21 protein-coding genes and 2 pseudogenes are annotated in these 24,403 nt (G+C 62.0%); 13 read left to right on the top strand and 10 right to left on the bottom strand.

Features of this window, described 5'->3' with window-relative positions:
- Positions 1 to 50: 50 nt before the first annotated feature.
- Positions 51 to 1,289: an extracellular solute-binding protein gene (locus K6M89_RS12600; protein WP_222139659.1), complete on the bottom strand. Its 1,239-nt coding sequence runs from the start codon at positions 1,287 to 1,289 to the stop codon at positions 51 to 53.
- A gap of 228 nt (positions 1,290 to 1,517) precedes the next feature.
- Between K6M89_RS12600 and K6M89_RS12595 the strand changes: the two genes are divergently transcribed.
- The 5 genes from K6M89_RS12595 (at position 1,518) to K6M89_RS12575 (ending at position 7,504) form a co-directional block, all read left to right on the top strand.
- Positions 1,518 to 2,723 carry an ROK family transcriptional regulator gene (locus K6M89_RS12595; protein WP_222139658.1) on the top strand — a complete coding sequence of 402 codons (1,206 nt, stop codon included), beginning with the start codon at positions 1,518 to 1,520 and terminating at the stop codon, positions 2,721 to 2,723.
- Positions 2,724 to 3,088: 365 nt separating this feature from the next.
- Positions 3,089 to 4,444: an extracellular solute-binding protein gene (locus K6M89_RS12590; RefSeq protein WP_222139657.1), complete on the top strand. Its 1,356-nt coding sequence runs from the start codon at positions 3,089 to 3,091 to the stop codon at positions 4,442 to 4,444.
- Between the two features lie 128 nt (positions 4,445 to 4,572).
- On the top strand, positions 4,573 to 5,457 hold the full coding sequence (locus K6M89_RS12585) for a carbohydrate ABC transporter permease (RefSeq protein ID WP_077994876.1): 885 nt from the start codon (positions 4,573 to 4,575) through the stop codon (positions 5,455 to 5,457).
- A 10-nt stretch (positions 5,458 to 5,467) separates the two neighbouring features.
- On the top strand, positions 5,468 to 6,382 hold the full coding sequence (locus K6M89_RS12580) for an ABC transporter permease subunit (RefSeq protein ID WP_222139656.1): 915 nt from the start codon (positions 5,468 to 5,470) through the stop codon (positions 6,380 to 6,382).
- A 12-nt stretch (positions 6,383 to 6,394) separates the two neighbouring features.
- The gene (locus K6M89_RS12575; protein WP_222139655.1) at positions 6,395 to 7,504 is read left to right on the top strand and encodes a sn-glycerol-3-phosphate import ATP-binding protein UgpC; all 1,110 of its coding nucleotides are present in this window, start codon (positions 6,395 to 6,397) and stop codon (positions 7,502 to 7,504) included.
- A 21-nt stretch (positions 7,505 to 7,525) separates the two neighbouring features.
- On the opposite strand, the gene K6M89_RS12570 is transcribed toward K6M89_RS12575, so the two are convergent.
- Positions 7,526 to 7,999, bottom strand: coding sequence for a cupin domain-containing protein (locus K6M89_RS12570; protein WP_222139654.1), 474 nt, complete (start codon positions 7,997 to 7,999; stop codon positions 7,526 to 7,528).
- 92 nt (positions 8,000 to 8,091) lie between these two features.
- Between K6M89_RS12570 and K6M89_RS12565 the strand changes: the two genes are divergently transcribed.
- Complete coding sequence (locus K6M89_RS12565; protein WP_222139697.1) at positions 8,092 to 8,628, top strand: carboxymuconolactone decarboxylase family protein; 537 nt, start codon at positions 8,092 to 8,094, stop codon at positions 8,626 to 8,628.
- A 98-nt stretch (positions 8,629 to 8,726) separates the two neighbouring features.
- On the opposite strand, the gene K6M89_RS12560 is transcribed toward K6M89_RS12565, so the two are convergent.
- Positions 8,727 to 9,497, bottom strand: coding sequence for a TIM barrel protein (locus K6M89_RS12560; RefSeq protein WP_222139653.1), 771 nt, complete (start codon positions 9,495 to 9,497; stop codon positions 8,727 to 8,729).
- Positions 9,498 to 9,625: 128 nt separating this feature from the next.
- On the opposite strand from K6M89_RS12560, the gene K6M89_RS12555 reads away from it, so the two are divergent.
- Positions 9,626 to 10,414: an SDR family NAD(P)-dependent oxidoreductase gene (locus tag K6M89_RS12555; protein WP_222139652.1), complete on the top strand. Its 789-nt coding sequence runs from the start codon at positions 9,626 to 9,628 to the stop codon at positions 10,412 to 10,414.
- 289 nt (positions 10,415 to 10,703) lie between these two features.
- Positions 10,704 to 11,168, top strand: coding sequence for an RrF2 family transcriptional regulator (locus K6M89_RS12550; RefSeq protein WP_097582028.1), 465 nt, complete (start codon positions 10,704 to 10,706; stop codon positions 11,166 to 11,168).
- Between the two features lie 54 nt (positions 11,169 to 11,222).
- On the opposite strand, the gene K6M89_RS12545 is transcribed toward K6M89_RS12550, so the two are convergent.
- Positions 11,223 to 12,341, bottom strand: coding sequence for an acyl-CoA dehydrogenase (locus K6M89_RS12545; protein ID WP_222139651.1), 1,119 nt, complete (start codon positions 12,339 to 12,341; stop codon positions 11,223 to 11,225).
- A 165-nt stretch (positions 12,342 to 12,506) separates the two neighbouring features.
- Here K6M89_RS12545 and K6M89_RS12540 point away from each other — a divergent pair, with 165 nt between their 5' ends.
- Positions 12,507 to 13,283, top strand: a complete 777-nt coding sequence (locus K6M89_RS12540) for a metallophosphoesterase (protein ID WP_222139650.1) — start codon at positions 12,507 to 12,509, stop codon at positions 13,281 to 13,283.
- A gap of 21 nt (positions 13,284 to 13,304) precedes the next feature.
- Here the strand turns inward: K6M89_RS12540 and K6M89_RS12535 are convergent, their stop codons facing one another.
- The 3 genes from K6M89_RS12535 to K6M89_RS12525 form a co-directional block, all read right to left on the bottom strand.
- Positions 13,305 to 16,490, bottom strand: a complete 3,186-nt coding sequence (locus K6M89_RS12535) for an efflux RND transporter permease subunit (protein WP_222139649.1) — start codon at positions 16,488 to 16,490, stop codon at positions 13,305 to 13,307.
- Entirely contained in the window at positions 16,487 to 17,662 is a 1,176-nt protein-coding gene (locus K6M89_RS12530; protein WP_222139648.1) for an efflux RND transporter periplasmic adaptor subunit, read from the bottom strand. Before K6M89_RS12530 ends, K6M89_RS12535 begins: the two co-directional genes overlap by 4 nt.
- Positions 17,663 to 17,925: 263 nt before the next feature.
- Positions 17,926 to 19,470: a cation:proton antiporter gene (locus tag K6M89_RS12525; RefSeq protein WP_222139647.1), complete on the bottom strand. Its 1,545-nt coding sequence runs from the start codon at positions 19,468 to 19,470 to the stop codon at positions 17,926 to 17,928.
- Positions 19,471 to 19,682: 212 nt separating this feature from the next.
- Between K6M89_RS12525 and K6M89_RS12520 the strand changes: the two genes are divergently transcribed.
- Genes K6M89_RS12520 through K6M89_RS12510 form a run of 3 tightly spaced genes read left to right on the top strand, consistent with a single transcriptional unit; the run spans position 19,683 to position 22,891 of the window.
- Positions 19,683 to 20,147 (top strand): MarR family winged helix-turn-helix transcriptional regulator, encoded by a 465-nt coding sequence (locus tag K6M89_RS12520; protein ID WP_097582019.1) that lies wholly within the window; start codon positions 19,683 to 19,685, stop codon positions 20,145 to 20,147.
- Positions 20,140 to 21,357, top strand: coding sequence for an HlyD family secretion protein (locus K6M89_RS12515; protein WP_222139646.1), 1,218 nt, complete (start codon positions 20,140 to 20,142; stop codon positions 21,355 to 21,357). Before K6M89_RS12520 ends, K6M89_RS12515 begins: the two co-directional genes overlap by 8 nt.
- Positions 21,350 to 22,891 (top strand): DHA2 family efflux MFS transporter permease subunit, encoded by a 1,542-nt coding sequence (locus K6M89_RS12510; RefSeq protein ID WP_222139645.1) that lies wholly within the window; start codon positions 21,350 to 21,352, stop codon positions 22,889 to 22,891. Before K6M89_RS12515 ends, K6M89_RS12510 begins: the two co-directional genes overlap by 8 nt.
- Here the strand turns inward: K6M89_RS12510 and K6M89_RS12505 are convergent, their stop codons facing one another.
- The 3 genes and pseudogenes from K6M89_RS12505 to K6M89_RS12495 form a co-directional block, all read right to left on the bottom strand.
- Positions 22,892 to 23,509 (bottom strand): DNA-3-methyladenine glycosylase, encoded by a 618-nt coding sequence (locus K6M89_RS12505; protein ID WP_376744688.1) that lies wholly within the window; start codon positions 23,507 to 23,509, stop codon positions 22,892 to 22,894. It lies immediately after the preceding gene.
- A 49-nt stretch (positions 23,510 to 23,558) separates the two neighbouring features.
- Positions 23,559 to 23,873, bottom strand: a complete 315-nt coding sequence (locus K6M89_RS12500) for a hypothetical protein (protein ID WP_222139644.1) — start codon at positions 23,871 to 23,873, stop codon at positions 23,559 to 23,561.
- Positions 23,874 to 23,913: 40 nt separating this feature from the next.
- A pseudogene (locus K6M89_RS12495) lies at positions 23,914 to 24,030 on the bottom strand (LysR family transcriptional regulator); the annotation flags it as partial.
- Between K6M89_RS12495 and K6M89_RS12490 the strand changes: the two are divergent.
- Positions 24,016 to 24,239, top strand: a pseudogene (locus tag K6M89_RS12490) (SDR family oxidoreductase); the annotation flags it as partial. The pseudogenes K6M89_RS12495 and K6M89_RS12490 sit on opposite strands and share 15 nt — an antisense overlap.
- Positions 24,240 to 24,403 lie beyond the last annotated feature (164 nt).

The raw sequence follows: 24,403 nt of genomic DNA, 5'->3' as shown, positions 1-24,403 counted from the left end.
GCTTTAGAGGCCGGGCGACGGCAGGCGCCGCCCGGGGGTTTATGCCGGGCTCAAAGGCCGCTGTTTTCGGCGGCCGACTTCAGCGCGTCCTCAGGCGTGGCTTGGCCGAGCAGCGACTCCTGGATCGCCTGCTGCAGCGCGGTCGACAGCTCCTGATATTTCGGCGTCGTCGGGCGCGGATACATGGCGGCGAGGCCGATTTTTGCAGCGGAAATCAGCTCTTCCTGGCCTTTGGTGACGGCCGCATCCTCATAGGACGAGGCCCAGATCGGCAGGCTGAGCTTGGCGTAGGCGTTTTGTGTCGCCTGCGAGGTCATGAAGGTGATGTATTTCCAGGCTTCGTCGGGATGTTTGCTGGCGGAGGTGATGCCGAGGCCCATCGAGCCGTTGACGGCCGAAGCCTCGCTCTTGCCGGCGACGCCCGGCGCCGGCACGACGCCGACCTTGCCCGCGACCTTGCTGTCCTTCGGGTCGTTGGCCATGTTGTACATATAAGTCCAGTTGAGCGCGAAGGCCGCATCGCCGTTTTGGAAGACCTTGCGGACGTCCTCTTCCAGGAACTCCTTGGAGTTCGGATTGGTCAGGCCTGACGTATAGCTGGCCACCATATATTTCAGGGCGTCAAGGCCGCCGCCGCTCTGGAAGGCAGGTTTGCCGTCCTTCAGGAAATCGCCGCCATAGGCGCTGACCAGCGTGGTATAATCGCAGATTGCGGCTTCGGCCTGCGACCAGCTCCAGGCGATTGGGGTGGCAAGCAGGCCCTTATCCTTGATCGCCTTTGCCTGCTCGGCCAGTTCGTCCCAGGTCTTCGGCGGCGCCTTGATGCCGGCCTTTTCCAGGATCTCCTTGTTGTAGAACAGGTATTTGGTGTCGAGGATCCATGGCATGCCGTAATATTTGCCGTCATACTGCACGGTGGTCCAGGCGCCTGGCAGCACGCCCTTCTTCATTTCGTCGGTGATGCGGGAGGAGACGTCGACCAGCACCTTGTTGCTGGCGTATTCAGCCGGCCAGATGACGTCGAAGAGGACGACGTCGTAACCGCCACCGGAACCCTGTGCCAACACCGTCTTGTCGTGCAGTCCCTCATAGGGAACGAATTCGAGATTGACCTTGATGTCGGGGTTCGCCTTGGCGAAGGCGTCGGTCATGGCGCGCACATCGGCCTCGCTGTAAGCGGCCTGCGCCATGAATAGCGCGTTCAGCGTCGTTTCGGCGAAAGCCTGCGGGGCAAGGGATGCGCCGATCAAGGCCGCACCCAAAAGCGTCTTGTTCAAGGATTTCAGCATTGCAGCCTCCAGTTTTTGACATTTACGCATGGCCGAGGGCGGTTTTTCCGCCATCGGTTTCGAGAAGGCACGCGTGACATAAAACCGTGCCGGTCCGTTATCTCGGAGCATCGTCGGATGCCCTGTGCGGGCTCCTGCGTTCCCTGGAACTCTACGGCCCCTTATTAAGTCAAATGTCTTGACTTATTACTTCGCCAACATTCTATTGGAGTCAAGAGGCAATTGCACATGAATGACGTCAGGCCGATCCGGGCCAAGAGCGGCACCAATCACGAAGGCACCAGCGCGCATAACAGGCGTGTGATGATCGATGCCTTGAGGATCAACGGTGCGCTCTCGCGCGCCGATCTGGCGCGAGCGACGCGGCTGACCAAGCAGACAGTGTCCAATATCATCGAGGAGCTCGAGCGCGACGGTCTCGTCAGTTCGCAGGAGGCGGTGCGGAAGGGCAGGGGCCAGCCCTCGACGCCTTATCGGCTTGTTCCCGAGGGCGCCTTCGCGATCGGCCTGCAGATCGACCGGCATGTGACGCGGGCGGTTGCCGTCGATCTCGTCGGCAACGTTCTCGTGCGCGATGAAGCCGGCCTCCCGGCCGGAGGCCCTTCGGAAGGGACGAAGGTCATCCTCGATCTCGTTGCCGGCGTGCGTGCAGAACTTGCCGGGATCGTCCAGCAATCGGAAAAGCGGCTGGTCGGCCTCGGCGCCGCCATGCCCGGACCCTTCGGTGTCGCCGGCAGCGGCGACGATCCGTGGATGATGGGGGCCTGGCAGAAGTTTCCGCTGCTGGAAACTCTGACCGCAGGCACCGGGCTCGATGTCGGCCTGCAGAACGATGCGGCCGCGGCTGCGACTGCCGAGCGCATGGTGGGAGCCGCCCACGGCCTCGACCATGCCGTTTGCCTCTTTGTCGGTTACGGCATCGGCGCCGGCCTCATTTTAAACGGCGAGCTCTACCGCGGCAGCAACGGCAATGCCGGCGAGATCGGCATGGCGCTGCTCTTTGCCGACGGCAAATCGACGCCGCTCGAACACCGCGCCTCTCTCGCCTCGCTCTATCAGCATCTGTCGGCCGACCCCGCCGATCCCGATCTCCACGCGCGCATCGACGGCCTCGCCTTGAGGGGCGACCCGAGCATGGAAGCCTGGATCGAGGCGGCGGCAGCGGATCTGCGTTGGAGCATCCATCTGATCGAAACGATCTTCGATCCGCAGACGGTAATCCTCTGCGGCAGCGCGCCGGAAGGGCTGGTGAACAGGCTGATTGTGGCGATCGGCCCGTTGCTCCCATCGATCGCCGAACGACGCGGCCGCACCCTGCCGCGCCTGCAGCCCGGCATGGCAGATCCCTGGTCTGTGGCGCTCGGGGCTGCCGCTGGACCGATCAGCCGGGCGTTCGATCCGCATTTTGCTGCAATTTTGAAGGATTCCCGCTAATTTCGAGGCTGAAACCGGGCGTTGCACAGCAGTGCAATGGGGAAAAGCGGGACATTTTTATAAGTTTCCTCGCGCCGCGGCAGCTGAATTACGGGCTCCTGACTACAGTATAGATAAATATTACGTCTCCAGCGGAATTGTGTTTGTTCGAATATAGATGCGTACCACTCTCAATATATTTAGCATACCGCTAAATAGTCTCTAAATATTTATCCGGCATCGGCGAACAACAACCGTGTGACGATTTTGTGACGACTGGATTTCGCTTTATTTCATGTCATGTAATATTCATTGGCCGCGGCAAATTGAACCAGCTAATAGGGCGTGCGCTGAAAGTGCGCGTCCCTTTTACGTTCGAGGTTCTCATGCAAGCCAAGCTTCTCGGCGCCGTTGGCGCCCTTCTCGCTACAGCGTTTCTTGCTGGCCCCGCAGCCGCCGCCGAAAAGACCAAGATTGACTTCTGGTTCGGCAATTCCGGTGACATCGCAAAGCGTGTCCAGGAACAGTGCGATCGCTTCAACCAGTCGCAGGCCGACTACGAAGTCGTCTGCACCAGCCAGGGCAGCTACGACGCTTCCCTGCAGAACACTATTGCCGCCTTCCGCGCCGGCAAGCAGCCGACCATCGCCCAGGTTTCCGACGCCGGCACGCTCGACATCATGCTCTCCGGCGCCTACTACCCGGCAAACAAGCTGATGGCCGACATGGGCTACACCGTCGACTGGAACGATTACTTCTCGGGTATATCCGGCTACTACGCCACGTCGAAGGGCGAGATGTATTCCTTCCCCTTCAACTCCTCGACCGCTCTGCTCTACTGGAACAAGGACGCCTTCGCCAAGATCGGCAAGGATCACGCTCCGGCGACCTGGAAGGAAGCCGGTGAGGACTTCAAGGCTCTGAAGGACGCCGGCTATGCCTGCCCGCTCGCCTTCGACATCTCCAGCAACGAAGTCTGGCAGTACGTCGAACAGTTCGAAGCCGTCAACGGTGAGCCGATCGCCACAAAGAAGAACGGCTTCGAAGGCCTCGACGCCGAGCTGGTCTTCAACAAGAACCCGCTTCTCGTCAGCTACATCAAGGACCTCAAGTCCTGGTACGACAACAAGCTCGCCGTCATCAAGAACAAGGCCGTCGGCCAGACCTTCGTCGAAGCCTTCGCTGCCGGCGATTGCCAGGTCATCCTGACTTCGGTCGGCGACCACGGCAATATCGGCCGCACCGCCAAGCAGGGCATGAACTGGGGCGTTGCCATGCTTCCGACCTACGGTGATGCAACCCGTCACAGCTCCTATGTCGGCGGCGCTTCGCTCTGGGTTCTGAAGGGCCATTCGGACGCCGAGTACAAGGCTGCCGCTGCCTTCTTCAACTTCATCGCCAAGCCGGAAGAAGCTCTGACCTGGTCGACCGTTACCGGCTACATCCCGGTTCGCAACTCCGGCTTCGAGTATCTGAAGAAGCAGGGCTTCTACGACAAGGCGCCTTACGCCGGCCGTGAACTCGCCATTCAGAGCCTGACCGCTTCCCCGGCTGGCGACGCAGCCGCGAAGGGCATCCGTCTCGGCGGCCTGCTGCAGGTCCGCACCGAGATCGCCAACGGCCTGCAGGCGATCTTCGTCAACAATGCCGACGTCCAGGCCTCGCTCGACTCTGCTGCCGATCGCGGCAACCAGCTCCTGCGCCGCTTCCAGCAGACCTACAAGAACGTTCAGCTCCCCTGATCGCCTGATTGAGCCGCACCCGGCCCGCCTTGCGCGTGCCGGGTGCGTCTTTGTAAGTTCTCCCAACCAGTCGCGGATGCGCGCTGCCGCCCGCGCCTGAAGTCAAACCAGGGCGAAAACGACCACCCATGGAAAAGCGCGTCACCTTCTCCTCGACGACGATCGGCCTCCTCTTCGCATTCCCGATGCTGTTGCTGATCTTCGTCTTCTTCTATTGGCCAAGCGCGCAGGCGCTTTATTGGGCTTTCACGCTCGAGCAGCCATGGGGCGGCGGCAATGCCTGGGTCGGCTTCGACAATTTCAAACTGCTGCTCAGCGATCCGATCTATTGGGAATCGATCACCCGCAGCATGGTTTTCGGCTTCAGCTCGACGATCATCGCCATGGGGCTGGCGCTCATCCTGGCGCTTTTGACGGACCGTGAACTGCGCGGCCACAAAATCTACCGGTCGGTTTTCATCTGGCCCTACGCGATCGCCGCGCCCGCTCTCGGGCTGGCCTTCCGCTTCATCCTGGCGCCGGAGGCCGGCCTTCTCTCGGTCATCAACCATGTCTGGCCCGGCCTCTGGAATCCCGCGCTCGACGGCAAGGACGCGATGATCGCCGTCATCGTCGCCTTCTCCTGGAAATATATCGGCTATAACTTCATCTTCTTCCTCTCGGCTCTGCAGGGCATTCCCCGCTCGCTGATCGAGGCCGCGGCCATGGATGGCTCAGGACCGCTGCGCCGCATGTGGGACCTCCAGCTGCCGCTGCTGACGCCGACATTGTTCTTCCTGCTTGTCATCAACATCACCGAAAGCTTCCAGGATTCCTTCGGCATCGTCGACGTCATGACGCAGGGCGGCCCGGCCCGGGCGACGGAGCTCATGGTCTACAAGATCTATTTCGACGGCTTCCGGGGCCTCGATTATTCGGGCGCTGCGGCGCAATCGATCATCCTGATGCTGCTCGTCGTCATGCTCACCATCTTCCAGTTCCGCTTCATCGAGCGGCGCGTGCACTACAAGTGAGGTCGCGGACATGATCGAACGCACGCCGATATTCAACTTCATCTGCTATACGCTTCTGGCGCTCGGCATGGTCATCGCGCTCCTGCCTTTCGCCATCGTCATCATCGCATCGACGCTCGATCTGGAGACGGTCAATCGTGTGCCGCTGCCGCTGACGCCGGGTTCGCATTTCTGGGAAAATGCCCGGGAGGCCTGGGTGCGCGCCGATCTCGGCAACAAGCTGCTGCACAGCATCATCTTCGCGACGTCGGTCGCTGCCGGCAAGGTCATCCTGTCCGCCATGGCAGGCTTCTCGATCGTCTATTTCCGCTTCCGCGGCCGCTATGTGATTTTCTGGATCATCTTCATCACGCTGATGCTGCCGCTCGAAGTCCGCATCGTTCCGACCTATTCGATTGCGGCCAACGCACTGCAGCCTTTCCAGACGATCCTCGATGTCACCGGCATCAGCTGGCTCGTGGCCCAGATCACCGGCATCCAGATCAAGCTCGAATGGGGTCTGCTGAATTCCTATCCCGGCCTGGTTCTGCCGCTGGTTGCAACCGCGACCGGCACCTTCCTTTACCGGCAGTTCTACCTGACGGTTCCGGACGAACTAGCCGAGGCCTCGAAGATGGACGGATCGGGCCCGGTCCGGTTCTTCTGGGACATTCTGGTTCCGCTGTCGCGGCCAAACATGATCGCACTGTTCACGATCATGTTCGTCTGGGCCTGGAACCAATATCTCTGGCCGCTGCTGATCACCACCGATCCGAATTTCGGCATTGCAGTGACGCAGCTCAAAACACTGATCCCGTCCGAATTCGGCCTGCCTGACTGGAACGTCGCCATGGCGGGTACTCTGATCATCATGTCGCCACCGCTGGTGCTCGTCATCCTGATGCAGCGCTGGTTCGTGCGCGGCCTTATCTCCACCGAGAAGTGAAGGAACAGTCCTGTGGCACCGATCTCAATCCGTGATGTGAAGAAGAGCTACGGCAAACATCCCGTGGTTCACGGCGTCGATCTGGAGATTAAATCCGGTGAATTCGTCGTCATCCTCGGCCCGTCGGGCTGCGGCAAGTCCACGCTCTTACGCATGATCGCCGGCCTCGAGGAAATCAGCGGTGGCGAAATCGCCATTGACGGCCGCGTCGTCAACCAGCTGGAGCCGCGCGAGCGCGGCTGCGCGATGGTGTTCCAGAACTATGCGCTCTATCCGCATATGACCGTTGCCGAGAATATCGGTTATGCCTTGAAGGTGGCTGGCGTGGCGAAGGCGGAGCGTCAGCGACGCATTACCGAAGTCGCCAAGGCGCTCAGCCTCGAACCCTTCCTCGATCGCCGCCCGGCCGCTCTTTCCGGCGGCCAGCGCCAGCGCGTCGCCATGGGCCGCGCGATGATCCGCGAGCCGAAAGTGTTCCTCTTCGACGAGCCGCTGTCGAACCTCGACGCCAAGCTGCGCATCGCCATGCGCGCCGAAATCCGCCGCCTGCACCGCCGCCTCGGCGCCACCTCGATCTTCGTCACGCATGACCAGACGGAGGCGATGACGCTGGCCGACCGGCTGGTGGTGATGAATGGCGGCAGGGTTGAGCAGGTCGGCACGCCGGAAGAGGTCTATCATCATCCGGTCTCACGCTTCGTCGCCGGTTTCGTCGGCACGCCGGCGATGAACCTGCTCGAAGGCACGATCAACGACGAGGGGATATTCATCTACGATCAGAGCCGCAAGATCGCGCTGCCGCGCGAACGCGCCGCGAGCCTGAAGGGCAAGCGCGTCGTGCTCGGCATGCGCGCCGAGGCCGCCCGGCTGGTGGCGCCGGATGCACCCGGCGCCTTGATCGCGACGGCCGATTTCATCGAAGAGCTCGGCGCGAGCCGCGTCGTTCATGCCGATTTCGACGGGCTGCCTTTTGCCGTGGCGCTGACGGATGCCGTGAGCGTGAAATCGGGCGATCCGATCGGCATCGCGATCGACCATAACGCGATCCACCTCTATGCCGCCGATACCGGCCGGATCATCGAGAACCCTGCCATGAGCAGCGCCGGCGCCGTCCACGCCTGACGAATTCATCGCCGGTCGGCGTCAGCGATGGATCGGATCGATCCAGGGGACGTCTTCCGGTTTTTCGACCGGCTCGATATCGAGATTGACGACGACGGGCTCTTGGCCCGAGCGGACGAGCACGCATTCCAGCGTCTCGTCGCGGCTGGCGTTGATCTCCTGATGCGGCACGTAGGGCGGGACATAGATGAAATCGCCGGGGCCGGCGTCCGCGGTAAATTCCAGATGCTCGCCCCAGCGCATGCGGGCCTTGCCCTTGACGACATAGATAATGCTTTCGAGATCGCCGTGATGATGGGCACCGGTCTTGGCATTGGCGTGGATCGTCACCGTGCCGGCCCAGATTTTCTCGGCGCCGGCACGCGCATTGTTGATCGCAGTTGCGCGGTTCATGCCCGGCGTCTGCGCGGTGTTGGGATCGAGCGAATTGCCGGGAATGACCTTGACGCCATGTTCCCGCCAGTCGATGTGAGAATGTTCATGGTCGCCGCTCATGCCTTGCCTCCACCTTCGATGTAAACAATCTAGGTGGGCGCGGCGCGACGGCCAAGCGGATTATCTTCATGCATCAGGAAAGAGTTCACCCGATGAGCCACCTCCCGCAGATCGATTACGACAACGCTTCGCACGAGGTTCGCGCGGCGCATGACGAGGAAATCAGGCTGCGCGGGCGCATGACCAACATGAAGCGGACGCTCCTCCATTCGCCGGTCGCCCATCGCATCTATGCCGAGTGGTTTGCGCTGCGGGCCGAGCTCGATCCTGTGATCAGCGACCGGGAGATCTGGATTTTCTCGCATGCGATATCGAAAGCGGCGAAATCGAAGATCGCCATCACCTTCTTTCGCCGGGCGCTGATCAATAAGGGTTTCGACCCCGATGCACTGGAGCTTTCCGAAGCGGAGGCCCTGCTCGACGCATTCGGCAGGGCGATCGTCGCCGATTCCAGCGCCGTTCCGGCCGAGCTCTGGGCCAGGTTGAAAGAGCGTTACGAGACCAAGGCGCTGGTCGATCTCGTCGCCTTTGCCGGCATCATGCTGGCGACCGCCGTGTTCAACAATGTCGTCGAGGTCGAGTTCGATCCCGAACTTGAAGCCTTCGCGGAGGGCGCCGGCCCGGCCTGAAGCGAGTTGCAATCTTTCGGATCGTTCCTCTCGCTTTAGGTCTTTGTCTTACGCATGTTGTTGCCGCAAAACCGCTGCACACTTCTGCGCGACATGCTTTACCCGCCGAGCGAGGCGATCGCGGCTTTGACTGCGTCCGCGCGGGATCTGGTCGGCCGGTATTCAAGGCCGACGGCGCCGTCATAGCCATTGGCGAAGATCCAATTGAGGCGGCGGGGGAGGTCGATGCCGCCGGAGCCCGGCTCGTTGCGGCCGGGATGATCGGCGACGTGGACGTGGAAGACGCGGTCGAGACGGCCCTCCAGCACCTCTTCGGTGCGTTCGTCCATGACGGCGGAATGGTAGATGTCGTAGACGATGCCGATTTCGGGGCGGGCGACGTCATCGATGATGTCGAGGCCTTCGCGAGTGGAATCGAGGAAATAGCCGATATGGTCGATGCGGGTGTTGAGCGGCTCGACGCCGAGGCGCACGCCGCTGCCAGCGAGGACGTCGGCGCCGGCTCTGAGCGTCTCGGTCAGCGCCAAGCGCTGTTCTTCGCGGCTGAAACCCGGGAGATCGTCGCCGGCCTGGGCGATCAGCACCGGTGCGCCGAGACGTCTGGCGACGACAACGGAGTCCGCAAGCCCCTTCAGCCAGGCGTGTCTGTTGGCGGCGTCGGTCAGCGCGATCATCGGTTCGGTAACGAGGCTGGTCACCGCAAGGCCGGTTTCGTCAAGCGCCGCCTCGATCGCATCCAGGTCCTTGTTGCTCCATCGCCAAAATTCGACAGCCGTCAGGCCGACGGCATGGGCGCGGCGGATGCGATCGGGAAAACGGTCGGCCTCTTCGGCAAACAGCCACTCTATGCAGGCCGAATAACGTCGCATGAAACACCTCCCAACAACCGATGCAGACATGCGCCAGATCGGAACCTGCCGCAAGGCTTGACGCCCGGATTCACTGGCGGAACACTCGTCCCATCGGGCCGGGGTCGCCGGCGCTGCTGGAGGAAGATATGGATCTGGGATTGAAGGGAAAGACTGCGGTTATAACGGGCGCGTCGGTCGGCATCGGACTGGCGATCGCCGAAGGGCTGGCGGCCGAGGGCACGGATCTCGTGCTGGCGGCGCGCGGCGGCGAGCGGCTGGAGGCGGAGGCCACCCGTATTGCTGAGAAGCATGGCGTCAGTGCTATCGCCGTTGTCGCCGACGTCGCGACGGCAGCGGGAACGGAGGCGATCATTGCGGCGGCGGCCAAAATGGGCGGCGCCGACATCCTCATCAACAATGCCGGCACCGGATCGAACGAGACGGTGATGGAGGCCCCGGACGAGAAGTGGCAGGCCTATTGGGACCTGCACGTGATGGCCGCCGTGCGGCTTGCCCGCGGTATCGCGCCGCAGATGAAGAAGCGCGGCGGCGGGGTCATCCTGCACAATGCCTCGATCTGCGCCGTCCAGCCGCTCTGGTACGAGCCGATCTACAATGTCAGCAAATCGGCGCTGATGATGTTTTCGAAGACGCTCTCGACCGAGCTGATCCAGGACAATATCCGCGTCAACTGCATCAATGCCGGCCTGATCCTGACGCCTGACTGGATCAAGACCGCCAAGCAGCTGACGGCCGAAACCGGCGGCAACTGGGAAGGCTATCTGCAGAGCGTCGCCAATGAGCACGCTGCCTCCAAACGCTTCGGCACGCCGGAGGAACTGGCGAACGTCTTCGTCTTTCTGAGTTCGGAGCGGGCAAGCTACTGCATCGGATCGACCTATTTTGTCGATGGCGGCATGCTGAAGACGATCTGACGGCAAAGCGCGGCCGGCAGGCAGCGCGTGGCCAGCCATAAAGCGCGTCGAATCAAATTCACGCAACGCGCTTTAGCTCTTTGTTTTAATGCATGTGGTTGTCCCGGAACCGCTGCACACTTCCGGGTGACATGCATTGGTACGTCGGATGCCGCTTTGCTGCCTGCAAGCCCGCCAGTGTTGCCGAGATAAGCTATAAATAATAGCTATTTTGTTGTATCTTCACGCTTTCGACGCTATTTGCCTGCTATTGGCGGGATGATATTGCGTTTTCGACAGGACAAAGACAATGCTGACGAAAAAGGGAAAATACGGCCTGAAGGCATTGGTCGACCTGGCGCGGTTGCCGCCTGGCGAGACCGCCTTCATCAACGACGTCGCCGCCCGCAACAATATCCCGAAGAAGTTTCTCGATACGATCCTGCTGGAGCTGCGCAATGTCGGCATCCTGCGGTCGAAGAAGGGGCCTGGCGGCGGTTATTCCCTGTCGCGTCCGGCTTCCGAAATCCGCATCGGTCATGTCATCCGCACGCTCGACGGGCCCCTGGCGCCGATCCGCTGCGCCAGCCGTACGGCCTATGAGGCCTGCGACGATTGCGCCGATCCGGAAACCTGTCAGGTGCGGCGTTCGATGACCGATGTTCGGGACGCGATCGCCGCCATCCTCGACAATATGACCCTCGAACAATTCGTAGCGGCCGGCGGCCATGTCGAGGGCGCCACGGAAGAATTTCCGATCTCTGCCGCCAGCTGAGATCTCTTCGTTTCCACATCGTCCCGCACAACGACGGTGCCTTGTGGCAGTCGTTCAGGCTTGCTTCGACATATACTCGCCTGCGCTGCGCAGCATCCTATCCCGTGGCAGCGAAAGCGCGTGAATGCGGGCATTGCGCCAATGGCGGTCGAGATTGAGGCCGATGCCGGCCGATGCCTGCCCTGCGAGTTCGAACAGCGCATTGGCGGCGGCGAGCGCCGTATCGCCGGCTATGATCGCGGCCGCCGAAGCGGAAAAATGCGCGTCTGCCATCGCCGCCTCCACGGGATTGACCTGGGCAAAGTCGAGTTTTCGGCCAGCCCGTTCCAAGGCCGCCGCCGTCGCTTCGATGCCGACGGCGTGTTTGCCGAGGTGAGAGAGGACGGCGGCGCGATCGCCGATCGCTGTCATCAGGTCGGCCCACGCGGCTCGCGCGATGCCGAGGCTTACCCCGGCCTTGAGCAGCAGGCGGAGCGACATGCCTGTCGAATATCCAAATGAAGACGCCGGCGCGATGGCAGCGGTATTGACATGGAGTGCGCCGGCGATCGTCGTTGCCGATCCATTGGTGCGCTGGCCGAAGCCGTCCCAATCATCGACCACCTGCAGGTCTTCATCGCTGCCGGTGAGGTAGAGCGTCACCGGGCGGCCGGGCGGAAGTGTGAGGGCGGCGGCGATCCAGTCGGCATAGAGGATACCGGCGGCCTGCCGAGTGCGGCCGCTGAGGCGATAGCCCGGGCCTTCGTCGGTTACCTCGCACCCCTCGGCGAAAGTGGCGGAGGCGAAGCGGTCGCCGAGCAGCGCACGGGCAAACAGCGAGGCCTTCAGATCCTCTCCGGCCTGAATGCGGAGTGTTTCCAGCGCGGAAAAATGATTTTCCAGGGTCTCGCCGATCGAAGCATCGGCCTCGGCAATGATCGCAACGATTTCGGCAAGCAGGGCATTCGGCACGTCGAGCCCTTCATGGTCGGGTGGAACAGTGATTGCGGTCAGTCCCGATATCGACAGCGCGTCGAGTTCGGCAAACGGCAGAATGCGGTTGATATCGCGTTCGCTCGCCTCGCGCCGGAAGGCGGTGGCGAGGTCACGGGCCGTGGATATTGCCGCCTCTTCGCTCTCGATGCGCTGCGCTGGCGGTCTCAGGCGGTCACGAAACTGCGATATGGTTCCCATCGGTCACTCTTTCCTCGACGGACAACAGGAGTGAGGGATTTCGCTGCGGATGATAAGAACGGTTTTTCTAGAAAAAACCGATGCTTCGAATTTTCTCACCAACTTGATCGCCTTGCCCTCGGCGCTACTTATGGTTAACCGGGGCTTCCTTGATTGAGAAACATGATGAGCGACTCTCTTGCTCGCCGCAGCGAGGTTTCGAAAATGGCACGCGAGCCGAGACCGCGTCCGACGCTGGATATCGCCGATATTCCAACCTATGCCATCGGCGACATTCACGGCCGGTGCGATCTGCTCGTGAAGGCCGAACAGGCTATCCTGCGCGATGCGGCACGGCTGCCCGGGCGCAAGCTGATCGTGACGCTCGGCGATTATATCGACCGCGGCCCGGAATCGGCGCAGGTCATCGCTCACCTCATGGATCCGCCGCCGCAAGGTTTCGATCGGATCTGCCTTGCCGGCAACCACGAGATCGCCATGCTCGATTATATCGACGGCTGGCTTTCCTATGACGACTGGATGCGGATGGGATCGGCGCACTCGCTGAAATCCTATGGGCTCGATCCGGAGCATCTGCCGCTGGTCTTCCCCTCCGGCGCACAGCTCGACGCCTTCCTCCGTCATTCGCTGCCGCACACGCATATCGATTTCATGCGGGCGATGCCGATCATGCTGGACACGCCAAGCGTATTGTTCGTCCATGCCGGCATCGATCCGGCGCGGCCAATCGCGGCGCAGACCGACGAGGATCTGGTGCTCATCCGCCACCGATTTCTCGAAAGCAGGATCCCTTTGCCGAAACTCGTCGTCCATGGTCATACGCCGAACGACGAGCCAGAGGTTCGCGCGAGGCGGCTCAATCTCGATACGCGCGCCTATCGCAGCGGCAGGCTGACCGTCGCCCGTCTGTGGCAGGGCCAGGTGCATCTGTTTTCCACCTGACAGGCATTGTCACTGGAGTGATCAAACCGTCTCCCTTTCGGTCGGGACCGCTTCGACCGGCCTTTCAGCTGAGCGGTTGCGACGCCGGCCGCGCAGCACGACGTAGAAAACCGGCGTCAGGAACAGGCCGAAGAACGTCACGCCGAGCATGCCTGAGAAGACGGCAGTGCCGAGCGACTGGCGCATTTCGGCGCCGGGGCCGGTGGCGATGGCAAGCGGCAGCACGCCGAAGATGAAGGCGAAAGCCGTCATTAGGATCGGTCGCAGGCGAAGATGGCTGGCCTCGATGGCCGCGTCGACCGGCGATTTGCCTTCTTCTTCCGCCTGTCTCGCGAACTCGACGATCAGAATGGCGTTCTTGGCCGCAAGGCCGATCAGCACGATCAGGCCGATCTGCGTCAGGACATTGTTGTCCATGCCGCGGAGCGAAACCCCGATCAGCGCCGCCAGCACCGCGAGCGGCACGATGAGGATGATCGCCAGCGGCAGAACCCAGCTTTCATATTGCGCCGCCAGCGCCAGGAAGACGAAGATCACCGAGAGGGCGAAGATGTAGACGGCGGTGTTGCCGGTATGGGTCTCCTGATAGGCGAGTTCCGTCCATTCGAAGGTCGTTCCCTGCGGCAGGATCTTTGCCGCCAGCGCTTCCATCTTCGCGATGGCGTCGCCCGTTGACGTGCCTGGCGTCGGATTGCCCTGAAGCGGCACCGAGACATACATGTTGTAGCGTTGGACGAGCGCCGGGCCGCTGGCATCCTGGATATCCATCAAGGTTCCAAGCGGAACCAGCGCGCCGGTCGCCGATCGAACCTTCAGGGCGAGGATATCTTCCCTATCCATGCGATACTGCCGGTCGGCCTGGGCGCGAACCTGATAGACGCGGCCGAACGCGTTGAAATCGTTGACATAGGCGACGCCGAGATTGATGGAAAGCGCGTTGAAGATATTGGGGATCGGCACATTCAGGAAGCGTGCCTTGTCGCGGTCGATCGCCAGGAAATATTGCGGGCTTGCGTCGGAGAATGTCGTAAAGACGCCGGTCAGCCCCTCGGTCGTCGCTGCCGCACCCATCATTTGGCGGGCGAGGGCGAGCACCCGCGTCATATCCGCGTTTTCAAGATCGGAAATCTGCATCTTGAAGCCACCGGAATTGCCGACACCCCGCACGGATGGCGGCGGTATGGCGATGATGAAGGCTTCCTGGATGCTTTGCAGCTTGCCGAAAAGCTCGCCGATGATCTTGTTGGCGTTGTCTCCGCCTTCTTCGCGTTCGGCGAAGGATTTGAACGGCACGAAGACGACGCCGGCATTTGAGGCATTGGTGAATGTCGCCCCGCTGAAGCCGGCAAACTGCACGGCATTGCCGACACCCGGCACGGTGCGGGCAATGTCGCCCACCTGTTTGACGACGGCGTCGGTACGCGCAAGCGAGGCGCCGTCAGGAAGCTGTATGACGATGATCGCGTAACCCTGGTCCATGGTCGGGATGAAACCCGAGGGAACCCGCGTGCCCATGTACCAGGTTGCCCCCAGCAGGCAGACGAAGGCGAGCATGGCAGCGCTCAAGCCGACCCAGCTGCTGACCAGGTGCCGAACGGTCCATGAATAGCCGGAACTCATCCGGTCGAATCCACGGTTGAAGCCATCGGCAAGGCCGCGTCCCAGGCGTGTGGCCACATTGGTGCGCCTGGTTTCATGGTCATGAGGCTTGAGCAATATGCCTGCCAGGGCAGGCGAAAGCGTCAGCGAGTTCAACGCTGATATCGCGGTGGTCACAGCGATGGTGACGGCGAACTGCCGGTAGAACTGTCCCGAAATGCCCGGAATGAAGGCTGTCGGCACGAAGACGGCGATCAACACCAGCGAGATGGCGATGACGGCGGTTCCGACTTCGTCCATCGTGACGTGGGAGGCCTGTTTCGGCGTCATGCCGCGGGCGAGATTGCGCTCGACATTTTCCACCACCACGATCGCGTCGTCGACGACGATACCGATCGCCAGCACCAGGCCGAACAGGGTGAGCATGTTGAGCGAGAAGCCGAAGGCCAAGAGGACGGCGAAGGTGCCGATCAGCGAGACCGGGATGGCAATGATCGGAATGATCGCGGTGCGCCAGGATTGCAGGAAGACGAGGACGACGATCGCCACCAGGATCGCCGCCTCGACGATGGTTCGATACACTTCGGAGATCGAATCCGAGATGAATTCGGTGGTGTCGTAGACGATGCGATATTCTAGCCCCTGCGGGAAATTCTGCGACAGGTCCTTCATGATCGTCTGGACCTGATGGGCGGTGTCGAGGGCATTGGTCCCCGGCCGGGCGAAGATGCCGAGTGCGACCGCGGGATCGTTGTTGAGATAGCTGTTGGTGACGTAGTCCTGCGCGCCGAGCTCGATGCGGGCGACGTCCTGCAACTGCACAAGCCGGCCGCTATCCGTCGATTTGACGATGACATAGCGAAACTCGCGCACGTCGGAGAAGCGGCCGTCCGTCCGCACCGTATATTCGAACGCGTTCTTGCCGGTGACCGGCGGCGCGCCGATCTTGCCGCCCGACACCTGGACGTTCTGGTCTCTGAGGGCGGCGACGACGTCATCGGATGTCATGCCGTAGGCAGAGAGCTTTTCCGGGTCCAGCCAGACTCGCATCGAATACTGGCGCTCGCCGAACAGCTGCACGTCGCCGACGCCATCGAGGCGAACGAGAACGTCGCGGATGCGGTTGCGGGCGTAGTTCGAGACGTAAAGCTGGTCATAACGATGCGTCGGCGACAACAGGTGCACGACCATCATCAGATCCGGCGAACTTTTGTCGGTTGTCACGCCGAGCCGCTGGACTTCCTCGGGAAGGCGGGGCAGCGCGATGGAGACGCGGTTCTGGACAAGCACCTGGACCTTGTCGAGGTCGGTGCCGAGCTTGAAGGTGATCGTCAGCGACATGGCGCCGTCGGCGCTCGAGTAGGAAGACATGTAGAGCATGTCTTCGACGCCGTTGATCTGCTGCTCGAGCGGCGTCGAAACCGTATCGGCGATGGTCTGCGGATCAGCGCCCGGATAGGAGGTGCGCACGACGATCGTCGGCGGCGCGATCTCCGGATATTGCGAGACCGGCAGCTGCGTATAGGCGATGCCGCCGACGACGAGAAGAACGATCGAAATCACGGCCGCAAAGATCGGCCGGTCCACGAAAAAATGAGCGAATCTCATTGTCCGCTCTCCGCGCCGGCGGTTTCCGGCGCCGTGTCCTGCCGCTCCTTCGGCAGCTCGGTCATCTGAGGCGTGATCTTCGAGCCGGGACGGGCGCGGATCACGCCGTTGACGATGATCGTCTCGGTGCCGTCGAGACCCTCGCGTATCACGCGGTAGCCGTAGAGCCGCGGTCCAGGCCTGACGGGCTTGCTCGAAACCGTGCCGTCGTCGGCGACGACATAGACGACGCGCTCGTTCTGATCCGAGCCGATTGCCTCGTCGGGGACAAGAATGGCCTGGTAGGTGTTGGAGGCTTCGACCTGTATGCGGCCGAAGAGGCCGGGTTGCAGGACAAGGCCAGGGTTGGGGAAACGGGCTCGCAGACGAATGGTGCCACTCTGGTTGTCGACCCGGTTCTCGGCGAAATCGAGCTTTCCCTTGAAAGGTTTGGCATTGGGATCCGAGATCGTGACGGACACATCCAGTCCGCCGCCGCCCTGCTGGAGGTCTTTGCCCAATTTGCGGGCGGTGTCGGCAAAATTCAGCAGGCGGCGTTCGTCGACGTCGAAATAGAAATCGATCGGGTCGAGAGAAACGATCGTCGTGAGCACGGTCTGGTCGGTCTGCACGAGATTGCCGGCCGAAATCAGCCGGCGGTCGATACGGCCGCTGAGCGGCGCCTTGATTTCCGTATATTCCATGTCGAGCGACGCACGGTCGGCTGCGGCCTGCGCGCCGCGGACATTGGCCTCGGCTGAATCGAATTCGCGGCGGCGATCATCCAGCGTCTGCGCCGACTGACTGCCGCTGGAAGCAAGCGACTGGGCGCGCTTGTACTGCGCGTCGGCAAAGACCAGGGTGGATTGTGAGGCCTCAAGGGTCGCCTTTGCCTGGTTGAGGGCCGTTATGAAGGGTCTTTGGTCGATGACGAAGAGCAGATCGCCCTGCTTGACCAGGGCGCCGTCCTGGAAATGGATTTCCTGCAGGTAACCGCCAACGCGCGAGCGAACGGAGACTTCGTCGACCGGTTCGAAGCGACCGATGAACTCGTCGCTGTCGACGACGTCGCGAACGACCGGCTTGGCGACGGTGACGGGCGGGGGCGGCGGGGCGTTCTGGGCCAGCGCGGCCAGAGGCATCAACGCCGCCATGCAGCCAAACACCGCGATCTGTCGAAGCGCGTAAGTCATACCGGTCCTCCAATCTCGGCGCCCGCTTTTTGCTGCCGCCAAACCTAAGATGAAGTGATGTCGTTCATGTCTTGCTGCTTGAGCGGAGGCGTCCGCCTCCTTGAATTCTCCGGCGTCCAATCCCTGGAAAGGAAGGCCGGCAGGCAATGCAGATCAGAAAAATCGTAACCCTATGGAATTGGACTATAAACGGCAGCGGCGAAAAATTGCAAATGCCAATTGGCGGCGGTTCCTGAATCCATCGAGACGTCGCGGAAGGGGCGTCAGCTCTCGACGATCTCGTCCCTGCCGGGCGGAAGCGCGCCGAGCTCGGCCCAGTCAAGCTCCTGTTCCAGCATATGAAAGACATCATCGTCGATCTCATCGGAGCGGCGCATCGCTGCCAGCTTGGCGCGTTTTGCGACGATGACATTGCGGCGCTGTTTATCGAGCCTGCTGACCTCGCGCGGATGTTTGCCGTCCGCGGCGATCTTGCGCTCCGAGGTGTAGACGTCGCGCAGGATGCGGATGGAATCGTCCTCGCCGCCTGTAAGCTCGGCCAGCGCCGCATCGATCAACGCCACGCGGGCTCTGGCGAGATCGCGCTCCAGGGACGTGTCCGGATCGAATTTCAGAAAACGGATCAGCGGTCCGAGCGTCAGTCCCTGGACGATGAGCGTGCCGAGGACGACGGCGAGCGCGCTGAGCAGGATGATGTCGCGATCGGGAAAGTCGACCGGCAGGGCGAGCGCGGTCGCCAGTGTGACGAGGCCGCGCATGCCGCACCAGCCGGCAAGCAGGCTGGCCGCAAACGTCGGAGCGGCCTGTGTCGTGCGTCTGCGCGCTGCGAGAAATTTGATCGCCCGGTTGTAGAAGAGCACCCAGGCGAGACGGACGACGACGACGGTGCCGAAGACCGCGGCGGCGAAGCCGATCGCGAAACTCAGTCGGCCGGGATCGAGGTCGAGGACGATCTGGCGGGCCTGCAGGCCCATCAGCAGAAAAGCGAGCACATTGAGCAGGAAGACCGCAGCCTCCCACACAGAATAGGAGTGGATGCGGTGGCGGGCCGTCTGCCGTTCCGGCATGTAGCGGGCAATCACCATCGCGTAGACGACGATGGCCAGAATCGCCGAAAGATGCAGCCGCTCGGCGATGATCCACGTGCCGAAGGTGGCGACGAATTCGAGCAGGGTGCCGCCGAGCGTGCCGGCGAGCCTCAGGCCGACGACCATGTAGAGACGGCCCATGAGATAGCCGAAGACGAGGCCACCGGGGACGGCGAGAGCCAGTTCCGCCAGAGCGCCGGAAAAGAAGGCCGGACTGGCCGCGGCCGAAACCGCAGCGCTGAAGATCAGAAGCGCGACGGCATCGTTTAAAAGGCTCTCGCCCTTCAGGACGGCATAGGTCTGGCGCGGCAGGGCGAAGCGATCGAGCATGGCGGTGGCGGCGGCGGCATCCGGCGGCGCGACGATGGCGCCGAGCGCGACGGCCGCGGCCAACGGCAGGCCGGCCATCGTCACCCCGACGACGGCGACGGCTGCAGCTGTCAGGATCACGGCGATCGCGGCGAGCGAGAAGAGCGGCAGCCAGTTGCGCCTCAATGTCCTCGGCGGCAGATCATAAGCGGCGTCGAAGAGCACGGGCGCGACCAGCAACGCCAATGCAAGGTCGGGATCAATGGCAACCTCGGGAGCCCAGGGCACAGCCGCGACGATGACGCCGGCGATCGACAGCATTGTCGGATAGGGGATCCGAAACTTCCTGGAGAATTGCAGAAAGACGATTGCCACCAGCAGCAGGGTCAGCATGCTTTCAAAGAACGCCATCAAGCTCCCCTACATGCGCCTCCTGCGGAGGCGTTCCTGCCGCAGAATTAGGGCGGCGCAGGGCCGCGGCCACTGTCAAACGGGCTCGAGCCCAAGCTGCGGCATTTCAGCCGACCTTGCTGAATCTGCCGTCCGCGTCCTTGTGCTGGCTGCAAGCTCAATATATCTAACGATATTATAAGTATCCTTATGAACTAACGTCACAGGTTTTCATGAGCGCTACGCCCACACTCGGCTTCCTACTCCATGATGTCGCGCGGCTGCTGCGCAAGCGGTTCGAGCAGCGCGCGAAGTGCCTTGGGCTGACCCGGTCGCAATGGCAAACGCTTGCCTATCTCTCCAACAATGAAGGCATCCATCAGAGCGGCCTTGCCGAAATTCTCGAAATCGAGCCGATCACTTTGGTGCGCATTCTCGACAAGCTCGCCGAACGCGGGCTGATCGAACGCCGCCAGCACCCGACCGACCGGCGCATCTGGCTGCTCTACATGCGCGAAGAAGCCCACCCGCTGCTCGCCGAAATGCGCGAGCTCGGCGACGTAACCCGAGCCGAGGCGCTCGAAGGCGTTTCGGCCGAGCAGCGCGAGCAGCTTTACCAGATCCTATCCGCAATGAAGACGAACCTGGTGCAGGCTTGCCGAACACCGGTTGAAGAGAATGAGATGAACGATGGCTGATCAACCCAACCTCCGCGTCGTTGCCGACGCCAATGCCAAGACATCTGAAAACCAAATCAAACAGCAGGAAACGGTAGCCGAAGCGCCTTCATCCAATTCAGCGCCGGCTGCCGCCGTGGCTGCGCCTGGCGGCAACAAGGTCCGCCGCCGGCGCAGTCTCACGCGGCCGATCCTGTTTGCCCTGCTGCCTCTGGCGCTCGTCGGCGGCGGTTATTATTACGTCAATGGCGGCCAGGTGATGTCGACCGATAACGCCTATATCCAGGCCGATATGGTCGGGATTACCACCGATGTCTCGGGGATCGTCGAGCAAATCAACGTGCACGAGAACGAGGCGGTCAAGGCGGGGCAGGTGCTCTTTAGCCTGAAATCGGATTCCTTCAAGATTGCGCTCGATGGCGCCAAGGCGCAGCTTGGCGCCCAGCGCAACCAGATCATGAACCTCAAGGCGAGCTATCAGCAGTCGCTCGCCGAGATCACCCAGGCGCAGGCCGATCTGCCCTATTACCAGGATCAGTTCGACCGGCAGCAGAGCCTCGTCAACAATGGCAGTGCGACGCAATCGGCCTATGACGAGGCCAAGCACAATCTCGAGGCCGCTCGGCAGAAGGTTGCCGTCGCCAAGGCGGAAGCCGCAACGACGCTCGCCCAGCTCGGCGGTTCGGCTGACCAGCCGATCGAGGAAAACCCGCTCTACCTGCAGGCCAAGTCGAATGTCGACAATGCCCAGCGCGAGCTCGACCATAGCGTCGTCAAGGCGCCGTTCGACGGCATCGTCACCAATGTCAACGCGCTGCAGGTGGGTTCCTATCTGCAGGCTTCGCAGCAGGCCTTCTCGCTTGTCGCCACCGATCATCTGTGGATCGCCGCCAGCCCGAAGGAAACCGAGCTGACCTATATCAAGCCCGGCCAGACGGCCGAGATCCATGTCGACACCTATCCCGGCGTGGCATGGAAGGGCAAGGTCGAGAGCATCAGCCCGGCCTCCGGCTCCAGCTTCTCGCTGCTGCCGGCGCAGAACACCACCGGCAACTGGGTGAAGGTCGTTCAGCGCATTCCGATGCGCGTCAGCATCGAGGACACCGAGGGCAAGCCGCCGCTTCGCGTCGGCATGAGCACCGTCGTCGATGTCGAAACCGGCCATGCCCGCGGACTGCCCGACTTCGTCAACAAGCTTCTGGGCCGGTCTCAGGGCAAGGATGATGAGTAACCCTCCCGCATCTCCGGCGACCCCTGTTGCCAATCGCGGCGCGATCACCGCCTGCGTCATCCTTGCCGTCATCATGCAGGCGCTGGATACGACGATCGCCAATGTGGCGCTGCCTTATATTCAGGGCAGCGTGTCGGCCTCCGCCGACCAGATCAACTGGGTGCTGACCTCCTACATAGTTGCGGCGGCGATCATGACGCCTCCCTCCGGTTTCCTTGCCGCCAAGTTCGGCCGCAAGCGCGTGCTGCTCGTCGCCATATCAGGCTTCGTGGCCGCCTCGGTCCTCTGCGGCCTGGCGCAATCGCTGAACCAGATCGTCGCCTTCCGCCTGCTGCAGGGCCTGTTCGGCGCATCGCTGGTGCCGCTTTCCCAGGGCATCCTGCTCGACATCTACACGGTCGAGGAGCGCGGTTCGGCCATGGCGCTCTTCGGCGTCTCGGTCATGGTCGGGCCGGTCCTCGGCCCGGTCATCGGTGGCTGGCTGACCGACAATATCAGCTGGCGCTGGGTGTTCTACATTAACGTGCCGATCGGCGCGCTTGCCTTTGCCGGTATCGTCATCTTCGTATCGGAAACGAAGAGGGATGCGCTCGCCAAGCTCGACTGGTTCGGTTTCGGCATGATGAGCCTGTTCATCGCCTCGCTGCAGCTCTTCCTCGACCGCGGTGAGCAGCTCGACTGGTTCTCCTCCGGCGAGATCATGCTCGAAGCGATCATCTGCGCTGCCGCCTTCTATCTGCTGCTGGTGCACACGCTGACGGCGGAGAAATCCTTCGTCAATCCGAAGCTGTTCCTCGACCAGAATTTCACGATCAGCATGATCTTCATCTTCGTGATCGGCATCACCTATCTCGCCTCGCTGGCGCTGATGACGCCCTATCTGCAGACGCTGATGGGCTATCCCGTCATCACCGCCGGCATCGTGATGGGGCCGCGTGGACTCGGCACCATGCTTTGCATGTTCATCGTCGGGCGGCTGATCGGCAAGGTCGATACACGCTGGCTGCTGGTGCTCGGCCTCGGCCTCACCGCCTGGGCGATGTATGACATGACCGGCTGGACGCCCGACGTCTCGCAATGGACGATCGTGTCGGTCGGTTTCATCCAGGGCGCCGGTCTCGGTTTCCTCTTCGTGCCGCTGACGACGATCGCTTTCGCCACGCTGCCCGCCCATATGCGCGGCGACGGCACCGGCCTCTACAATCTGTCGCGCAATATCGGCTCGTCGGTGGGCATCTCGATCGTCTCGGCGCTGATCGTCGAGAACACGCAGAGCAATCATGAATCGATCGCAGCCTATGTGACGCCGTTCAATCACGCCTTCAACGCGGCGGCGGCGCAGGGGCTCAGTCCCGTGACGGCGGCCGGGCGCGCCTCGCTCAACGAGATCATCACGCTGCAATCGACGATCATCGCCTATATGGACGATTTCAAGCTGCTGATGCTGATGTCGCTTGCGGTCATTCCGCTGGTGCTCCTGCTGCGCAAGCCGAAGGCAGCGCCCGCCGTCGACCAAAGTACCGTCATGGAATAGTCAGCGAAACGGCTTGCTGAGATAACGCGATCCCTGGATGCCGAAGCGCCATGGCGTGTCGGCATTTTTCGTGATGCCGATGCGTTTTCCCGAAACGATCGGCACCGGCACGGAGGGCGTCAGCGCATAGGGCGGGCGGTCGAGCAGCCGGTCGTTGATCTCGATATCGATGCCGAGCGCCTGGCAGAGTTTGCCGGGGCCGCTGCAAAGCGCCGTCAGCATGTCGGTGCCGCGCCGCTGCATCATCAGAGGGAATCCGGTTTCCGGCTCAAGCGCCCGGATGAGCACGGCCGAACCCGGATGGCAGACGAAGTTCAGGCACCAGTACATGCCGTAAATGCGGTAGATGTAGACATTGCCGGGGCGGCCATACATGGCGCCATTGCGCCTGGTCGGGCCGCGGAAGCTGTGCGAGGCCTCGTCATCGGGGAAATAGGCTTCCGTCTCGGTGATGCGGCCGCCGACGCCGTCGATTGTGAGATGGCAGCCGAGCAGAGCCCGGGCAACAGTGATCGCATCGCGCTCGAAAAACGCCTTGAGGCTTTCGCCGGCAAGCGGGCCGGCGCCGATCGCGCCCCTTGTCATTCCACCATCGGTCATGGCCGAGGCAGATACCATTCGGCGCGCTTGGCGTCACCCCAAAACCGTTTGACGTGACAAGCGCGTGTTACCGGCCGGCATTCGGATCGCGCATCGGGATCGAGGAGACGGTGACCGAAACCGGGTCGCTTGCCGGAAAAGAATCTTCCAGGCCTTCTTCCAGTTCTTCTTCGAGCAGCGCGGGATCCTTGCTGCGCGGACCGTCGCCATGGGCGGGTTCGATGGCCGTCGCAAGCAGGGCCTTGGCGCGCGAGACGGCGTTTTCCGAGGTCAGTTCGGGCCTGCTGCGCAACGTTACGGCAATGCTGTCTTCGCCCTCGCCGCCGAATTCGACGACGAAGCCGTCTTCCGTCTGATAGACAGTGATGTCGCTGAGTGCCATGGCTCCCCCCAAAAAAGCCCTTACATTAGCAAGGCGCGGTTTAATGATGCGCGCTTTCCGGATTTTGTCGAGAGAAGACCTTCACCAGCCAGTCGATGAAGATCGCACGCGCGGTGGAAAGCTGGCGGTTGCGGGGATAGAGCAGGGACACCGGCGTACCGTCAACGCCATTGCGCCCGGTCCTGTCGCCACCGATCTTTTCCTCAACGGCAAACTACAGGAACTCGTCGTCCGCATAGCGAAGATGAACCCGCTGGAGCGCCTCGGCACGCCCGAGGACATCGCGTCGGCGGTCGCCTTCCTCCCGGCCCGGACGGCGGCTTGGATCAACGGCCAGACGTGCGCGCCAATGGCGGCATGATCTGACGAAGGCGACCTCATCGCGATTATGTGAACTTCGCTTGTGGGTTTTCCCTCTTACAATCTTATGGAGAGTGCTTATAACTGTTTTATCGCGAGAGAGTGGCGTTCCCTGACGCTCTCTTGCGAACCTCCAGAGCCTGCCGCGCCCGCTCTGCGGCGCGACAGGC

Origin of the sequence: Rhizobium croatiense, from assembly GCF_019793465.1 — a bacterium.
GTDB lineage: Bacteria > Pseudomonadota > Alphaproteobacteria > Rhizobiales > Rhizobiaceae > Rhizobium > Rhizobium croatiense.
The sequence above is the reverse complement of the archived record's forward strand: the minus strand, read 5'-3'. Positions and strand labels throughout refer to the sequence as shown.

Excerpts from the sequence above, each read along its gene's own strand:
- K6M89_RS12520 (WP_097582019.1), top strand. The coding sequence starts at position 19,683 with ATGAGCGCTACGCCCACACTCGGCTTCCTACTCCATGATGTCGCGCGG.
- K6M89_RS12545 (WP_222139651.1), bottom strand. The coding sequence starts at position 12,341 with ATGGGAACCATATCGCAGTTTCGTGACCGCCTGAGACCGCCAGCGCAG.
- K6M89_RS12590 (WP_222139657.1), top strand. The coding sequence starts at position 3,089 with ATGCAAGCCAAGCTTCTCGGCGCCGTTGGCGCCCTTCTCGCTACAGCG.
- K6M89_RS12580 (WP_222139656.1), top strand. The coding sequence starts at position 5,468 with ATGATCGAACGCACGCCGATATTCAACTTCATCTGCTATACGCTTCTG.
- K6M89_RS12515 (WP_222139646.1), top strand. The coding sequence starts at position 20,140 with ATGGCTGATCAACCCAACCTCCGCGTCGTTGCCGACGCCAATGCCAAG.
- K6M89_RS12510 (WP_222139645.1), top strand. The coding sequence starts at position 21,350 with ATGAGTAACCCTCCCGCATCTCCGGCGACCCCTGTTGCCAATCGCGGC.
- K6M89_RS12555 (WP_222139652.1), top strand. The coding sequence starts at position 9,626 with ATGGATCTGGGATTGAAGGGAAAGACTGCGGTTATAACGGGCGCGTCG.
- K6M89_RS12565 (WP_222139697.1), top strand. The coding sequence starts at position 8,092 with ATGAGCCACCTCCCGCAGATCGATTACGACAACGCTTCGCACGAGGTT.
- K6M89_RS12600 (WP_222139659.1), bottom strand. The coding sequence starts at position 1,289 with ATGCTGAAATCCTTGAACAAGACGCTTTTGGGTGCGGCCTTGATCGGC.
- K6M89_RS12540 (WP_222139650.1), top strand. The coding sequence starts at position 12,507 with ATGAGCGACTCTCTTGCTCGCCGCAGCGAGGTTTCGAAAATGGCACGC.
- K6M89_RS12585 (WP_077994876.1), top strand. The coding sequence starts at position 4,573 with ATGGAAAAGCGCGTCACCTTCTCCTCGACGACGATCGGCCTCCTCTTC.
- K6M89_RS12505 (WP_376744688.1), bottom strand. The coding sequence starts at position 23,509 with ATGGTATCTGCCTCGGCCATGACCGATGGTGGAATGACAAGGGGCGCG.
- K6M89_RS12560 (WP_222139653.1), bottom strand. The coding sequence starts at position 9,497 with ATGCGACGTTATTCGGCCTGCATAGAGTGGCTGTTTGCCGAAGAGGCC.
- K6M89_RS12525 (WP_222139647.1), bottom strand. The coding sequence starts at position 19,470 with ATGGCGTTCTTTGAAAGCATGCTGACCCTGCTGCTGGTGGCAATCGTC.
- K6M89_RS12550 (WP_097582028.1), top strand. The coding sequence starts at position 10,704 with ATGCTGACGAAAAAGGGAAAATACGGCCTGAAGGCATTGGTCGACCTG.
- K6M89_RS12500 (WP_222139644.1), bottom strand. The coding sequence starts at position 23,873 with ATGGCACTCAGCGACATCACTGTCTATCAGACGGAAGACGGCTTCGTC.
- K6M89_RS12595 (WP_222139658.1), top strand. The coding sequence starts at position 1,518 with ATGAATGACGTCAGGCCGATCCGGGCCAAGAGCGGCACCAATCACGAA.
- K6M89_RS12570 (WP_222139654.1), bottom strand. The coding sequence starts at position 7,999 with ATGAGCGGCGACCATGAACATTCTCACATCGACTGGCGGGAACATGGC.
- K6M89_RS12530 (WP_222139648.1), bottom strand. The coding sequence starts at position 17,662 with ATGACTTACGCGCTTCGACAGATCGCGGTGTTTGGCTGCATGGCGGCG.
- K6M89_RS12535 (WP_222139649.1), bottom strand. The coding sequence starts at position 16,490 with ATGAGATTCGCTCATTTTTTCGTGGACCGGCCGATCTTTGCGGCCGTG.